Raw genomic sequence first — 14,436 nt, forward strand, 5'->3', positions numbered from 1 at the left:
TCTATCCTCGCTTAATCTAGAATTCTTAGTGAAGGTTTCTTTTTAGTTGGTTCAGCGTCTTGCTTTCCTTCATCCACAGGAGGAGCAGTTGTATCTTCGATTTCCGCATATTCAGAAGCATCAAAGAACAAGCCCTGTCCATTTTCTCTTGCATAAATTCCTAATACAGCACGAATAGGCACATAAATCTCTTTTGCAACGCCACCAAAGCGAGCCGAGAAAGTGATTGCATCATTGCTCATATGAAATTGATGGATGGCATGTGGTGCAAGATTTAAGACAATTTGTCCATCTTTGACAAATTGTAATGGAACATCGGTATGGGGTTGCGTTGCATCAACCAATAAATAAGGGGTTAGCTGGTTATCGCAAATCCATTCATAAATGGCACGAGCAAGATAGGGGCGTGTAGGCGTAAAAGTTATTTGCTCAGACATAATTGAAAAACTTATTAAATCGTTGAAATCAATTCATTGTAGCTGTTTTTTTCTTGAGCTGTCATTGATTTAATGAAAGATGGTCGGCTAAAGATACGATGACAATACAAGAATATAGGCCGACAGTGCTGTGCAGGTAATTCAATCCCCATACTTTTTAGACGTAGAAAGATTGGGGCCAACATACAATCGAGGATTGAAAATGTTTCCGACATGAAAAATGGGAAATGTTGAAATAGGGGGGTGAGTGAAATCAGCGTATCTCTAAGTTCTTTCTGAGCCTGTTGTTTTTGTTTAGGGTCCAGCGTATCTGTGTGTCTCAACATGTGATCGGCTAATTTGAACCAATCTTGTTCAAAACGCCAAATATATTGCCGTTGTTCTGCTCGTGCCATTGGTGCATCGGCATAGAGTTTATTTTGGCGATAACGATCATCCAGATATTCTGCAATCACATTGGCCGAAAATAGTTTTAGATTTTGTTCAATCAACATGGGAAGTTGGTTATAGGGATTGAGGTCCGCTAAATCTTCATCTTCATGGTCAGTGATAATCAGTTGGTATTTGATTTGTTTTTCAGCCAGTAAAAAACGAATCCAGTGTGAACGGAAATCGTCTGCATGACTATAAAGCGTAATGCCTTGGACAGGGATTGGGGGATTTTCTAAAGACATAAGTCCAAAAAATTATGGTTGACTGTTTAGAATACTAAAATTAACGTTGGAAATCACTTAAAGCTGAACAATATGATTGTTACAGAATAGATTTATGATTCAATAAGTTCAAAGAGAGAAAAATACAATGAAGCCAGATTACCTGATTGTTTTGTGTGGAGCGTTGTTACTGGGTGGTTGTGCTAGCTCACCTGCAGGGTCGGAGCAGGGCAATGTCTCATCAGTTGAGAGTGCTGCTGCTGATGCAGTGATTGCTGATGCGGCTGATGATGATAGTGGGCAAAAGTATGGCGGGATCAAAAAACAATATGTCGTGAAAGGTTGTCAGGTCACTATTTACAATGCTGGTCCAATCCAGATGGTTCATGAAAAAACGGGTCAACCGTGTAATGCACCGATCCCGAAAGATCATCAATTTTCTAAAGTGAGCAAGACCTATACTCAGAATGGCTGTAAGGTCACTGAGTTTGCTTCTGCCGATGGTACTGGTGATGCGATCATGGATTGTTCTAAAAAGAAATGACGAAAAGCTGGCAATAAAAAACCTCGGAAAATTCCGAGGTTTTTTGTCCGATTCGTAAAACGATTAACGTTTAGAGAATTGAGGACGTTTACGAGCTTTACGTAAACCAAGTTTCTTACGTTCAACTTCACGAGCATCACGAGTAACGAAACCAGCTTGACGAAGAGCAGGTTTTAAGTTTTCGTCAGCAGCGATCAATGCACGAGTAATACCGTGACGGATAGCGCCTGCTTGACCACCAATACCACCACCTTTAACAGTGATGTAAAGGTCAAATTTTTCAGTAACTTCTAAAAGCTCTAAAGGCTGACGCACAACCATACGAGCAGTTTCACGACCGAAATATTGCTCAAGCGTACGGTTGTTAATTACGAGTTTACCTGTACCAGCTGATAAGAAAACACGTGCAGTTGCGGTCTTACGGCGACCTGTACCATAATTAGTAGCCATGTGCTGTATCCCTTAGATGTCCAAAACTTGTGGCTGTTGAGCAGTATGAGGATGCTCAGTACCAGCGTACACTTTCATTTTTTTGATCATTGCATAACCAAGAGGACCTTTTGGTAACATACCTTTAACAGCTTTTTCTAAAACTGCTTCAGGTTTGTGAGCAATTAACTTCTCGAAGTTAGTCTCACGGATACCACCAGGGAAACCAGTATGGCGATAATATTTCTTATCAAGTGATTTGTTACCAGTCACTTGAACGTGTTCAGCATTGATCACAACGATGTAGTCACCAGTGTCAACGTGAGGAGTATAAGAAGTCTTGTGCTTACCGCGTAAACGACGAGCGATTTCAGTCGCAAGGCGACCTAAAGTTTTGCCAGAAGCATCAACAACATACCAGTCGTGTTGAACTTCAGCTGGCTTAGCGCTGAGAGTTTTCATTTAAACCACTACCTATTATAGTTGGTTTGGACGGTAAAATCTGTCCAAACAAAAGGAGACCGAATTCTACATGAGTTCGTAAAAGTACACAAGAAAAATTCACCTGAGCCGTCACAAATTGCTGCAATGTGACTGAATTTGTAATTAAGGCGACTTTTATTTCAAGCAACATTATTTGCCTTGTGAGGGGGAGGGATTTGCCCTATTATTTTTTAGCAAATATTTGAAATAAATAGAAGTATTAACCTCTTCTCTTGGGGAATTTGATGAAGTTGTCGTTTTCTACAAAAATTGTTGTAGTTACATTGTTGATAGGCGTTTGTTCAACACAGACCAATGCACGACGACTTTATAAATGGGTAGATCAGACCAGCGTCACTAATTATTCAGAATTTCAGCCTAAAGAGGGGACCAGCCGTAAGCTTGAGGTACTGGAAAGTCGGGGTAATGATCACGTTGACCCTGCAATGGCAGTGACGGCTGAGATGAAAGCGATTGAGATTCCTGTTGATCAACTGAATCTCCAAGGGCAAGCCTCACCTGCAACAACACAATCTATTCAACAACCAACAACACAAACTGTAGTGAAGCAGGGGGCAATTGCAGCACCTTATACTCGACCTGTAAGTACTGTGGTTGCAACACCTGTGATAGAGAAGAAGGAATCTCAGACTGCACAACCTGTCCAGGTTGCAGAAAAGAAAGATGTGGTTAGCAATCCATTGGTAGAAAAAGCCGCAAGTAGTGTTGTGGTCGCTGAGAAAAAAGAAGAAGTCGTTGTTGTACAGCCTGAGAAGAAAGTACAGCCAAAGATTAATCCTTGGACACGCAAGGTCGAGTTTGTACCATCAAATTTAGTTCCACAAAATTTACCGAAGGTTTCCGCTACTCCTTAAAGCGTTTGAATTATTAAAAATCCAGCACTATAGCTGTTCTTCGATTTTGGTTACACTAGATAGGAATCAAAAAAGACTGGCGGTATACATGCGTCCTTTATATGTCACTTCAGGCGAACCCGCAGGAATTGGTCCTGATATTTGTCTCAGTTTGGCAGAACGTATCGATGAGCGACCGATTGTTATTCTGGCTGATCTACAAATGTTGCAGCAGCGCGCCAATCTTTTAGGTATTGATGTTGAACTGATTGCTTATCAGGGGCAGACTGAATCTAGTGTGCAGGGACAACTTTTTGTTGAACATGTGCCTTTAGCTAAACCTGTTGTGTTGGGACAATTAGATTCAGCCAATGCGGCTTATGTGTTGGAACAGCTACGCCGTTCAGCTGATTATGCGCTGTCAGGACTGAGTGTTGGTGTGGCAACAGCCCCAGTGCAGAAGTCGATTATCAACGAGGCAGGCATTGCGTTTAGTGGGCATACGGAATATTACCAAGAGTTTGCTGGCATTGATCGTGTGGTGATGATGCTAGCGACCAAAACATTGCGTGTTGCTTTGGCGACGACACATTTACCCATACGTGATGTGCCTGATGCTATTACCAAAGAACGTCTACAGCAAGTCATTGATATTTTGATTCATGATTTAAAAACCAAATTTAAAATTGCTGCACCACGTATTTTGGTCTGTGGTTTGAATCCACATGCAGGTGAAGATGGTTATTTGGGCCGAGAAGAAATAGAAGTGATTAATCCTGTGTTAGAAACCTATCGAGCACAAGGCATTGAGATGAGCTTAAGCTTACCTGCGGATACCTTATTTACTCCTGAAAATTTAAGCAATGCAGATGCAGTTTTAGCGATGTATCACGATCAAGGTCTACCTGTGTTAAAATCACAAGGCTTTGGTGAAGCAGTTAACATTACATTAGGCTTGCCATTTATTCGAACCTCTGTCGATCATGGTACAGCACTTTCTCTTGCAGGCACTGGACAGGCAAAAGCATCAAGCTTGCATGTCGCAGTGGATTTAGCACTTGATTTAGCTCGTCAGTGATTAACGAGTAAATTATTCACGTTGGAATTATTATGTATCAAATTAATGCCCTAAACCCTAAAGATGAAGGGCATCAGGCTCGAAAACGTTTTGGTCAGAACTTCTTACATGATCAACGTGTGATTGCCAAAATTGTACGCTCAGTGAATCCACGTACAGGCGAAAATATTGTTGAAATTGGACCTGGTTTGGCTGCATTAACATCGCCTTTGATTGGTGAGTGTGATGCGTTGACCGTAGTTGAGCTGGATCGAGATTTGGCAGCAGGGTTACCTGGGCGTGTGCCACATCCTGAACGTTTGACCATTATTGAAGCTGACGCATTAAAGTACGATTTCACCGAACTGTTTAAAGATGGTCGTCCACTACGTGTGGTTGGAAATTTACCATATAACATTTCTACACCTTTGTTGTTCCATCTCTTGGAGTTTGGTGACAAAGTCAAAGACATGCATTTCATGTTGCAGAAAGAAGTGGTTGATCGTATTACCGCAACGCCAAATACCAAAGAATATGGTCGTTTATCGGTGATGATTCAGTATTACTGTAAGCCAACCTTCTTATTTGAAGTACCACCGGGATCATTTAATCCACCGCCAAAAGTCACATCGGCAGTTTTCCGTTTAGAGCCATACGAAACCAAACCAATCGTGGCAAAGGATGAGAAAGCATTGGCGCGTTTGGTTGGGCATGTCTTTACCCAGCGCCGTAAAACCCTACGTAATAGTTTAAAAGGGATGTTGGCAGAAGACGGCTTTGAAAAAGCAGGCGTTGATCCGATGGCTCGTCCAGAAACATTGAGTTTGGCTGATTTTGTCGCACTTTCTGATCAGATGGTGTCTTAATGTCTAAACGCTATAACTATGTCATTGGTGATGTGCAAGGTTGTTTCGAAGCACTGAAAGCATTGCTGAAAGAAATCCGCTTTGATCCTGACCAAGACTTTTTATGGTTTGCGGGGGATTTGGTTGCACGTGGTGAAAACTCGGTGGGTGCTTTACGCTTTATTAAAAAGCTGGCTGACCGTGGTGCTGCCGCAACGGTGTTGGGTAATCACGACTTGACCTTGATTGCCTGCGCCCGTGGTTTTAAAAAGGCCAAAGACAAAGATCATACTCAAGAAGTGATTGATGCCATTGATGGTGATGAGCTAATTGATTGGCTGCGTAAACAACCGTTAAGCCTATCTCCAAATGTACAGACTTTGATTACCCATGCAGGTGTGCCGTGTATCTGGAATGCCGAACAGACGGTGGCTTTGGCACAAGAAGTACAGCAGGTGGTGGGTCATGACGATCTTTCGGTTTTAGATAGTTTTCTTGCCGAGATGTATGGTTCACAACCTGATCTATGGTCTGATGAGCTGACGGGTATGGCACGCTTACGCTGTATTACCAATTATCTGACGCGGATGCGTTTAACCGATGCAGAAGGGCGTTTGGAATTTGATTTTAAAGATGCGCTTGATGCACCGATGCCTGCTGGTTTTCTGCCATGGTTCGAGTTTGAAAGTCAGGCAGCACAAAGCCATCAATTAATTTTTGGGCATTGGGCAGCTTTGCAGGGCAAGACTATTAGCACTCAAATTCAAAATGTCGATGGTGGCTGTGTTTGGGGACAGCAATTGATGGCGTTCCGTTTGGAAGATCAACACATGTTTGTGGTGGATAATCCTTTAGCTTGATCAGTCCGTGATCTCTTTTAAATGCCCATTTTCATACTGAACTCGGGCATTTTTTATTTTAAGACTGTCAAAAAACTGTCATACACTGATCATTAAAGTGTCAAAAAATGCTTTTAAGCTGAAAGCATGAAAATAACGACACAAATGGATGGCGATATGCAGAGTACATACGCGACATCTCTATTCAAGCAAGAGTTTCCTGAAAATTTTAAATTTTACTTTAAAAGGAAACACCCCAAAAATAAACAAGATGAATTGTCTGAGCTTCGCGATCTCGTTCGTCCTCGTCTCCGAATTGCCATTGTGACTGAAACATGGCCACCAGAAATCAATGGTGTGGCGCTGTCGATGATGCAATTGTGCCAAGGTCTACAACGACTTGGACATAAAATTTTATTGGTACGACCAACCCAAAAAGCAGTCTGTACCGAATTTCATCCAGAACAAGAATGTCTGGTCATGTCTCAACCGATTCCTAAATATCCAAGTATTCAGTTTGGTTGGCCACAATATCTCAAGGTCTCGAAAGCCTTTGAAAAGTTCGCCCCAGATGTGGTGCATATTGTGACCGAAGGACCGTTGGGCTTGACTGCACTACAAGCGGCAAAATCGAGAAAAATAGCCGTCTCCAGTGGTTTTCATTCAGCCTTTCATGATTTTAGTCGCTTCTTTGACTTGGCTTTCTTGGTTAAGCCGATTCAACGTTATTTGACTTGGTTTCATAACAGTACTGATGTGACTTGTGTGCCGAGTCAATATACCGAACAAGCTTTACGTGGCTTTGGTGTGACTTGCCCATTGGTGGTGGTTGGTCGTGGTGTGGATACTGAGAAATTTTCGCCTCAGCACCGTTCACAACCACTCCGTCAACAATGGGGTGTCGATGCCGATACCCGAGTGATGTTGTATGTTGGACGTTTATCACCCGAAAAAGAAGTCGATGTGCTGATTAAAAGCTTTCATGCCTTACAAGCACAACAAGGTAAAAATGTGAAGTTTGTAATTGTCGGTGATGGCCCAGATCGCGCCCGTCTAGGCAAGATGGCACAATCGGATGACATTATTTTTATGGGCAGTCTGAGTGGTCGTGAACTTTCAGCCGCGTATGCCAGTGCCGATGTGTTTGCCTTTGCTAGTCAAGCCGATACTTTTGGAAATGTAGTCTTAGAAGCAATTGCCAGCGGCTTAGCGGTGGTGGCTTATGATTATGTCTGCGCCCATCAACACGTCAAACCGAATGTTACAGGGTGGTTGACTCCATTAGGTCAAACAGATCATTTAATTCAGTCGATTTGCCAACTACCTGCACTACCACAATTGAGACAGATGGGCTTATTGGCCAGTGAAAGTGTGCAACAAAGTAGCTGGCAATTTCCAGTACAACAATTAGAACAAGCACTATATCAAGTCGTGAGGAGTCTCCCATGACCACGACTTAAAGTATTCTCATAAGAGGAGAAAAAGTATGAATCTTCAAAATGCAAAAATAAAAATACTTGATTTAGATTTAAAAGGGTGTGTCTACCTTAATCATCTCTCCCATTCGCAGCGAGTCGCTTTATTTTTTAAAACGATCAGTCGTTTGGGGGATGGACCATTTTGGTATGTCATGTTGTTGTCAGTTTGGGCAATGCAAGGTTTGGCATATGGTGTGCAAATTTTGTATGTGATTGCTGCGGGTTCTGTCGGAACCTTGATCTATAAATTTTTGAAAAATAAAACCACACGTCCAAGACCTTATCAGGTGCATCAAGTGATTGTCTTGGGTGAAAGGGCACTGGATCATTTTAGTTTTCCATCAGGTCATACTTTACATGCAGTGATGGTGACCATCACGCTGGGCTATATCCAACCTTTGTTGCTGATCTTGATGCTGCCTTTTACTATTCTGGTCGCCTTGTCACGTATGGTCTTGGGTCTGCATTATCCGAGTGATGTGATTGTGGGTGCGATGATTGGTGCATCAGTTGCCAGTGCTATTATTTTGCTGGCACCTAGCTTTAATATCGCATTGTAAGGTGTTTTATGCTGAATTTCGCAATAGAGCACTATCCCTTAAATTGCATGATTTGTTAAAGTACGCTCAATTACACATATTTATTTAGGTTGTCATATGGGCTTACGTTGGACAGATACGATTGATATTGCGATTGAACTCACCGAAGCACATCCAGATGTGGATCCACAATGGATCCGTTTTACCGATTTACATGCATGGGTTTGTGCTTTGCCTGACTTTAGTGATGACCCAAATAAGTCAACTGAAGGTTTGCTTGAAGCCATTCAAATGGCATGGCTAGATGAAGTTCGTTAAAAATTCGTCAGAAAACGCTTAAGTTTTGCATATTCAAGCTGATTATTAGCGATGACATCGGTATAATGCGGCAAATTTTTTAGTTTAAACCATAATAGGAGTCAATCATGGCGATTGAACGTACTTTATCTATCGTAAAACCAGATGCAGTTTCTAAAAACCACATCGGCGACATCTTTGCTCGTTTCGAAAAATCAGGTTTGAAAATTGTTGCAACTAAAATGAAACACCTTTCTCAAGCTGATGCTGAAGGTTTCTATGCTGAGCACAAAGAACGTGGTTTCTTTGCTGACTTAGTTGCATTCATGACTTCTGGTCCAGTTGTTGTTTCAGTTCTTGAAGGCGAAAACGCAGTTCTTGCTCACCGCGAAATCTTAGGTGCGACAAACCCTAAAGAAGCTGCTCCAGGTACAATCCGCGCTGACTTCGCTGTAAGCATCGACGAAAATGCTGCTCACGGTTCTGACTCAGTTGCTTCTGCTGAGCGTGAAATCGCTTACTTCTTTGCTGATAACGAGATTTGCCCACGCACTCGTTAATCCAAAGTATTCAAACCAGATAAGTGGTATACTACTTATCTGGTTTTTTATTTTTTATAGATTGCGTTGTGCGAATTATGCACAGCGGTTTTTAGCGCTGATATTGTTTAGGTAAATGTACATGAGTTCTGCAGTGGTCGTTTCATCAGAAAATTTAGATGAAAAACAACAGTCTGTTTCTACACCTGTCGTTCATGCTGTCGAGAAAAAAGTAAATTTACTTGGCATGTCTCGAGCTGAATTAGAAAAATTCTTCGAAGACTTAGGCGAAAAGAAATTTCGTGCGGGTCAGGTCATGAAATGGATTCATCAATATTTTGTGACTGATTTTGCTGAGATGAGCAATATCTCAGGCAAATTACGAGAGAAACTGGAAAAAATTTGTGAAATTAAAGCACCTGATGTGGTGCATCGTAACTACTCTAAAGATGGAACCCGTAAGTGGGTGTTCCGTGTTGGAGATGGTGAAGGGTCATTGGTTGAAACTGTATTGATTCCTGCGGAAGATAAAACAGGTGCGCGTAAAACCTTGTGTATTTCATCACAAGTGGGCTGTGCATTGGATTGTTCATTCTGTTCTACAGGCAAGCAAGGTTTTCAACGTGATTTAACCCCAGCTGAAATTATCGGTCAATTGTGGATGGCGAACTATTCCTATATGGAAGAGGTGCCTGTTGCTGAACGCGAACGTACCGTGACCAATGTGGTGATGATGGGTATGGGTGAACCTTTACTCAACTATGATGCTGTACTCAGTTCTATGCAGTTAATGCTGGATGACTTTGCTTATGGCATGTCGAAACGCCGTGTCACCTTATCGACTTCAGGTGTCGTACCGAAAATTGATCAACTGGCGCAAGATATCGATGTCGCTTTGGCAATTTCACTACATGCACCAAATGATGAATTGCGGAACGAACTTGTTCCAATCAATAAAAAATATCCATTACAGCAGTTAATTGCTGCTTGCCAACGTTATCTTGCTAAAGATGGCAATGAAAGCTCACGTCGCCATGTCACGATCGAATATGTGATGTTAGACGGTGTTAATGACAAGCCTGAGCATGCACAACAACTTTTAAAATTATTGAAAAACTTACCGAGTAAGATCAATCTTATTCCATTTAACCCGTTCCCGCATGCACCGTATGGTCGGTCGAGCCGTAACCGTATTATTGCTTTCCAAAAAACTTTGTCGGATGCTGGATTTGTGTGTACGATTCGTCAGACACGTGGTGATGATATAGATGCAGCGTGTGGACAATTGGTAGGACAGGTTGCTGACCGTACTCGTCGTGCTGAACAATGGAAAAAGAAAGTGGCGCAACAACAAGAAATTTTGCGCACACAAGGATAATACTTGGGGAAAAGGCGTTGAATACCACTCGACCAAAAACGATTATTGCGACAGCTGTTGGGTTTACTTTACTTGGCCTAACAGCATGTCAAACACCCTCTACAACATTAAAAAAAGATCCAGAAAAAGCAGTGCAAGTCCGTACTCAACTTGCGGCAGAGTATATTCGTAATCGTGATTTAGATGCAGCTAAGCGTTCACTTGACCAAGCTTTAAAGATTGATTCCCGTGATGCCAATGCCAACATGATGATGGGGATTTTGCTGCAACAAGAAGGTAGCAAGACTAATATGGAAAAAGCAGAAGCTTATTTTAAGCGTGCAATTTCCTCAGAACCTGATAATGCTCAAGCGCGTAATAATTACGGTACATATTTGTATCAACAGCAACGTTATAATGACGCCATTGAGCAATTTACCCGTGCGGGTGCAACTTTAGGCTATGAACAACGTTTTCAGTCGTTGGAAAACCTAGGGCGAATCTATTTGAAATTGGGCGATGTTGCGAATGCTGAAAAATCATTCAAACAAGCGCTACAAGCGAATCGAAACGCAACCATTTCAATGTTAGAGTTGGCGGAAATTTTCTATTTGCAACAAAATAATAGAGATGCTGCACAACTATACGAACAATATGTTCGTAACGTGGGACAGAAAAACCAAGGTGCTCGCGCGCTTTGGATTGGTCTACGCATTGCTCGAGCGAATGCGGATCAATTAGGAATGCAAGTGTTAGTCAATCAACTACGTGCGCTATTTCCTGATAGTCCAGAATATCAACGTTATTTGCAATTACAGTACAGTACTGAGGCCGTATGGAAATAAATCCAAATTCACATCAGCCAACTGGCTCAACCTCGCCAGCGTCAACGTTAGGAAATATTCAACGACCTGGTGAGTATTTGCGTCAAATTCGTATTGCACAAAAGAAAGAAATTGATGAGATTGCAAACGTATTGAATATGCCTGTCAAAACATTGACAGCATTAGAGCAAGACGACTATAAATCATTACCTGAAGCCACGTTTATCAAAGGCTATTATCGTGCTTATGCAAAGCATTTAAATGCAGATGCTAGTGCGATCATTCAGCGTTTTGATGAAATCTATGCCAACGATACTGGACTTAAAGCCAGTCATGCCTTGAATAATTCTCCGATTAAAATTATGGGGAAATTGTCTGGTTCGAAAAGCGTGCGTAACCGTATTTGGTTAAAGCGTATTGCGATCGTGGTTGCGGTTGGCGTATTGGCTTGGTTAGCGGTTATGGCGGTTCAAAACTGGACATCAAGCCATAAAGATGATGAAGATGTGCCGAAGATCAAGAGTTCTGACGTTCAAATTCTACCTATGAGTGGGACGACCACGACTGCAACATCTGGTGACCAATTGGTGTTGAGTTTTAACCGTCCGACCTCTGTGCATATCGTAGATGCAACAGGTAAAGTATTGGCAACAGGTCGCCAAGCATCGACATTGACTTTAAGTGGTGAATCACCATTTCAAATCCGTTTAGATGATGCGACAGCAGTAGCATTGACTTTAAATCAGGAGCAAATTTCATTGTCTCCTTATACAGTTAATGGAAAAGCAGAATTCCGTTTGTCTCGTTAATGCCAAAGAGTAGAGCTATACGATGATTGTGAACCCAATTAAACGCCGTCCAACACGTAAAATTCGCGTCGGTTCGGTGTATGTCGGTGGTGATGCCCCGATCAGTGTTCAAAGTATGACGAATACTGAAACCTGTGATGTCGATGCAACTGTCGCGCAAATCCAGCGCTGTGCAGATGCAGGTGCAGATATCATGCGCGTTTCTGTTCCTTCGATGGAAGCGGCAGAGGCGTTTGGTGCAATTCGTAAACGTGTGACTGTTCCTTTAGTTGCGGATATTCATTTTGATCATCGTATTGCACTTGCTGTTGCTGATTACGGCGCAGATTGTTTGCGTATTAACCCAGGCAATATCGGTTCAGATCAGAAAGTACGTGAGGTGGTTGCTGCGGCAAAACATCATGGCATTTCGATTCGTATTGGTGTGAATGCGGGTTCGTTAGAAAAAGATTTACAAGTGAAATATGGCGAGCCAACAGGACAAGCTTTGCTTGAGTCTGCTATGCGTCATATTGATATTCTTGATCGTTTGGACTTTCATGAGTTCAAAGTCAGTGTAAAAGCATCGAATGTGTTTTTAACCATGGATGCCTACCGCTTACTGTCTCAGCAGATTGATAATCCGTTACACCTTGGCGTAACCGAAGCTGGTATTTACCGTACTGGTACGGTGAAATCAGCCATCGCACTGGGTGGATTGTTGATGGAAGGCATTGGCGATACCATGCGTATCTCGCTTGCAGCTGAACCAGAAGATGAAATTAAAATTGGTTTTGATATTTTAAAATCGTTGGGCTTGCGCTCAAATGGAATTAACTTTATTGCTTGCCCAAGCTGCTCACGCCAAGAATTCAATGTGATTCAAGTGATGCAAGCATTGGAAGAGCGTTTAGAAGATATCCGGACCCCGATGGATTTATCTGTGATCGGGTGTAAAGTGAATGGTCCTGGTGAAGCCAAAGAGGCAGATATCGGGATTGTAGGAGCATCTCCTCGTTCATTGGTCTATCGTAATGGTGAAAAGAGCCATTTGATCGACACAAATCAGTTGGTTGATGAAATTGAAACAATGGTTCGTCAACGTGTTCAAGAGCTTGAAGAAGCAAAATCTAAAGAAATTATTCGTAGTTCATCATGAGTTCAATCGTCGCTATCAAAGGTTTTAATGACATCCTTCCAACGCAAACTGCGGCTTGGAGAAGTCTGGAACAACAACTTGCATCTCTGATGGATGCGTATGGTTATCAACAAATCCGTTTGCCGATTGTCGAGCAGACAGGTTTATTTAAACGTGCTATTGGTGATGCGACCGATATCGTTGAAAAAGAAATGTATACCTTTTTCGACAAAGGTAATCCGCCTGAATCATTGACCTTACGTCCAGAAGGGACGGCAGGTTGTGTACGCGCTTTACTTGAACATAATTTGTTGCGTGGTGCGACGCCGCGTGTGTGGTATATGGGACCAATGTTCCGCTATGAAAAACCGCAAAAGGGCCGTTACCGTCAGTTCCACCAGTTTGGTGTAGAAACTTTTGGGGTGGCAACGCCAGATATCGATGCAGAGTTAATTTTACTCACAGCGCGTTTGTGGAAGCATATGGGTATTGCTGACAAGGTTCAACTTGAGTTGAATACCTTGGGTGAAACCGATGAGCGTGCAGAATACCGTGCAGCATTAGTTGAGTTTCTAAACCAACACAAAGATGCGTTGGATGAAGACTCACAACGTCGTTTAACCACCAATCCATTACGTATTTTGGATTCTAAGATTGAATCGACGCAAAAGATTTTGGAAAATGCACCGAAGTTGCATGATTTCCTCAAAGAAGATTCAATCAATCACTTTCAGCAATTGCAGCAATATTTAAGCGATGCTGGCATTGAATTTGTGATTAACCAAAAGTTAGTGCGTGGTTTGGACTACTACAACAAAACTGTATTTGAATGGACCACCACAATGTTGGGTTCACAAGGTACAGTTTGTGCGGGTGGTCGCTATGATGGTTTGGTTGGCCAGTTGAAAGGTAAGGCTGATCAGTCGGTACCTGCAGTTGGTTTTGCGATGGGTATGGAACGTTTTCTACTGTTGCTTGAGCAAGTTGAACAAACCAAAGATGTTCGTGATTGCGAAATCTTCTTGTTAGCTGAACCTGCTTATCAAGCTAAAGCGCTAGTCTTGGCAGAGCAAATTCGTGACCAATTGGAAGCGGCAAATAGCACGATTCGTTTGAAAACTGGATCTCAGGGCAGCATGAAAAGCCAAATGAAGAAGGCGGATCAGTCTGGTGCAACCTATGCGGTTATTTTGGGTGAGCGTGAGTGGGAATCTCAGCAGCTATTAGTGAAGCAACTTGCAACGGCTGAACAGTCTCAAGTAGCCTTAGCTGAACTGACACCATTCTTTATCGAAAAATTTAAACAATAAATTGCAAAGTTTAGGAAAAGGACAA

18 protein-coding genes are annotated in these 14,436 nt (G+C 42.2%); 14 read left to right on the forward strand and 4 right to left on the reverse strand.

Going from position 1 to position 14,436, the window contains the following annotated elements; all coding sequences use genetic code 11:
• Positions 1 to 11: 11 nt before the first annotated feature.
• Both FPL17_RS16975 and FPL17_RS16980 read right to left on the reverse strand, forming a co-directional pair.
• On the reverse strand, positions 12 to 437 hold the full coding sequence (locus FPL17_RS16975) for a ClpXP protease specificity-enhancing factor (protein WP_005149684.1): 426 nt from the start codon (positions 435 to 437) through the stop codon (positions 12 to 14).
• 14 nt (positions 438 to 451) lie between these two features.
• The gene (locus FPL17_RS16980; protein WP_159886355.1) at positions 452 to 1,111 is read right to left on the reverse strand and encodes a glutathione S-transferase N-terminal domain-containing protein; all 660 of its coding nucleotides are present in this window, start codon (positions 1,109 to 1,111) and stop codon (positions 452 to 454) included.
• A 127-nt stretch (positions 1,112 to 1,238) separates the two neighbouring features.
• Here FPL17_RS16980 and FPL17_RS16985 point away from each other — a divergent pair, with 127 nt between their 5' ends.
• Positions 1,239 to 1,634, forward strand: coding sequence for a hypothetical protein (locus FPL17_RS16985; RefSeq protein ID WP_159886357.1), 396 nt, complete (start codon positions 1,239 to 1,241; stop codon positions 1,632 to 1,634).
• Positions 1,635 to 1,697: 63 nt separating this feature from the next.
• Here FPL17_RS16985 and rpsI read toward each other — a convergent pair whose 3' ends face one another.
• Positions 1,698 to 2,084: a 30S ribosomal protein S9 gene (gene rpsI, locus FPL17_RS16990; protein ID WP_004775642.1), complete on the reverse strand. Its 387-nt coding sequence runs from the start codon at positions 2,082 to 2,084 to the stop codon at positions 1,698 to 1,700.
• Between the two features lie 12 nt (positions 2,085 to 2,096).
• Positions 2,097 to 2,525, reverse strand: a complete 429-nt coding sequence (rplM, locus tag FPL17_RS16995; protein ID WP_004652543.1) for a 50S ribosomal protein L13 — start codon at positions 2,523 to 2,525, stop codon at positions 2,097 to 2,099.
• 266 nt (positions 2,526 to 2,791) lie between these two features.
• Between rplM and FPL17_RS17000 the strand changes: the two genes are divergently transcribed.
• From FPL17_RS17000 to hisS, 13 genes are all read left to right on the forward strand, one after another.
• Positions 2,792 to 3,421, forward strand: a complete 630-nt coding sequence (locus tag FPL17_RS17000) for a hypothetical protein (protein WP_159886359.1) — start codon at positions 2,792 to 2,794, stop codon at positions 3,419 to 3,421.
• Positions 3,422 to 3,509: 88 nt separating this feature from the next.
• Positions 3,510 to 4,478: a 4-hydroxythreonine-4-phosphate dehydrogenase PdxA gene (gene pdxA / locus FPL17_RS17005; RefSeq protein ID WP_159886361.1), complete on the forward strand. Its 969-nt coding sequence runs from the start codon at positions 3,510 to 3,512 to the stop codon at positions 4,476 to 4,478.
• Positions 4,479 to 4,510: 32 nt separating this feature from the next.
• A complete protein-coding gene (rsmA, locus tag FPL17_RS17010; RefSeq protein ID WP_005193205.1) occupies positions 4,511 to 5,323 on the forward strand; it encodes a 16S rRNA (adenine(1518)-N(6)/adenine(1519)-N(6))-dimethyltransferase RsmA in 813 nt (270 codons plus the stop codon).
• A complete protein-coding gene (locus FPL17_RS17015) occupies positions 5,323 to 6,162 on the forward strand; it encodes a symmetrical bis(5'-nucleosyl)-tetraphosphatase (RefSeq protein WP_159886363.1) in 840 nt (279 codons plus the stop codon). Before rsmA ends, FPL17_RS17015 begins: the two co-directional genes overlap by 1 nt.
• A gap of 156 nt (positions 6,163 to 6,318) precedes the next feature.
• On the forward strand, positions 6,319 to 7,590 hold the full coding sequence (locus FPL17_RS17020) for a glycosyltransferase family 4 protein (RefSeq protein ID WP_159886916.1): 1,272 nt from the start codon (positions 6,319 to 6,321) through the stop codon (positions 7,588 to 7,590).
• A 37-nt stretch (positions 7,591 to 7,627) separates the two neighbouring features.
• The gene (locus FPL17_RS17025) at positions 7,628 to 8,179 is read left to right on the forward strand and encodes a phosphatase PAP2 family protein (RefSeq protein WP_159886365.1); all 552 of its coding nucleotides are present in this window, start codon (positions 7,628 to 7,630) and stop codon (positions 8,177 to 8,179) included.
• 96 nt (positions 8,180 to 8,275) lie between these two features.
• Positions 8,276 to 8,476 (forward strand): Fe-S cluster assembly protein IscX, encoded by a 201-nt coding sequence (iscX, locus tag FPL17_RS17030; RefSeq protein WP_004652532.1) that lies wholly within the window; start codon positions 8,276 to 8,278, stop codon positions 8,474 to 8,476.
• Positions 8,477 to 8,583: 107 nt separating this feature from the next.
• Positions 8,584 to 9,015, forward strand: coding sequence for a nucleoside-diphosphate kinase (gene ndk, locus FPL17_RS17035; protein WP_004652531.1), 432 nt, complete (start codon positions 8,584 to 8,586; stop codon positions 9,013 to 9,015).
• 121 nt (positions 9,016 to 9,136) lie between these two features.
• On the forward strand, positions 9,137 to 10,372 hold the full coding sequence (gene rlmN / locus FPL17_RS17040; protein WP_005193201.1) for a dual-specificity RNA methyltransferase RlmN: 1,236 nt from the start codon (positions 9,137 to 9,139) through the stop codon (positions 10,370 to 10,372).
• A 17-nt stretch (positions 10,373 to 10,389) separates the two neighbouring features.
• Positions 10,390 to 11,196, forward strand: a complete 807-nt coding sequence (gene pilW, locus FPL17_RS17045; RefSeq protein ID WP_151716930.1) for a type IV pilus biogenesis/stability protein PilW — start codon at positions 10,390 to 10,392, stop codon at positions 11,194 to 11,196.
• A complete protein-coding gene (locus FPL17_RS17050; RefSeq protein WP_159886367.1) occupies positions 11,187 to 11,984 on the forward strand; it encodes a helix-turn-helix domain-containing protein in 798 nt (265 codons plus the stop codon). The genes pilW and FPL17_RS17050 overlap by 10 nt, the downstream gene beginning before the upstream one ends.
• A 22-nt stretch (positions 11,985 to 12,006) precedes the next feature.
• Positions 12,007 to 13,122, forward strand: a complete 1,116-nt coding sequence (ispG, locus tag FPL17_RS17055; protein ID WP_005193196.1) for a flavodoxin-dependent (E)-4-hydroxy-3-methylbut-2-enyl-diphosphate synthase — start codon at positions 12,007 to 12,009, stop codon at positions 13,120 to 13,122.
• Positions 13,119 to 14,411 carry a histidine--tRNA ligase gene (hisS, locus tag FPL17_RS17060; RefSeq protein ID WP_159886369.1) on the forward strand — a complete coding sequence of 431 codons (1,293 nt, stop codon included), beginning with the start codon at positions 13,119 to 13,121 and terminating at the stop codon, positions 14,409 to 14,411. Before ispG ends, hisS begins: the two co-directional genes overlap by 4 nt.
• Positions 14,412 to 14,436: the final 25 nt, after the last annotated feature.

This window comes from Acinetobacter dispersus (assembly GCF_009884975.1).
GTDB lineage: Bacteria > Pseudomonadota > Gammaproteobacteria > Pseudomonadales > Moraxellaceae > Acinetobacter > Acinetobacter dispersus.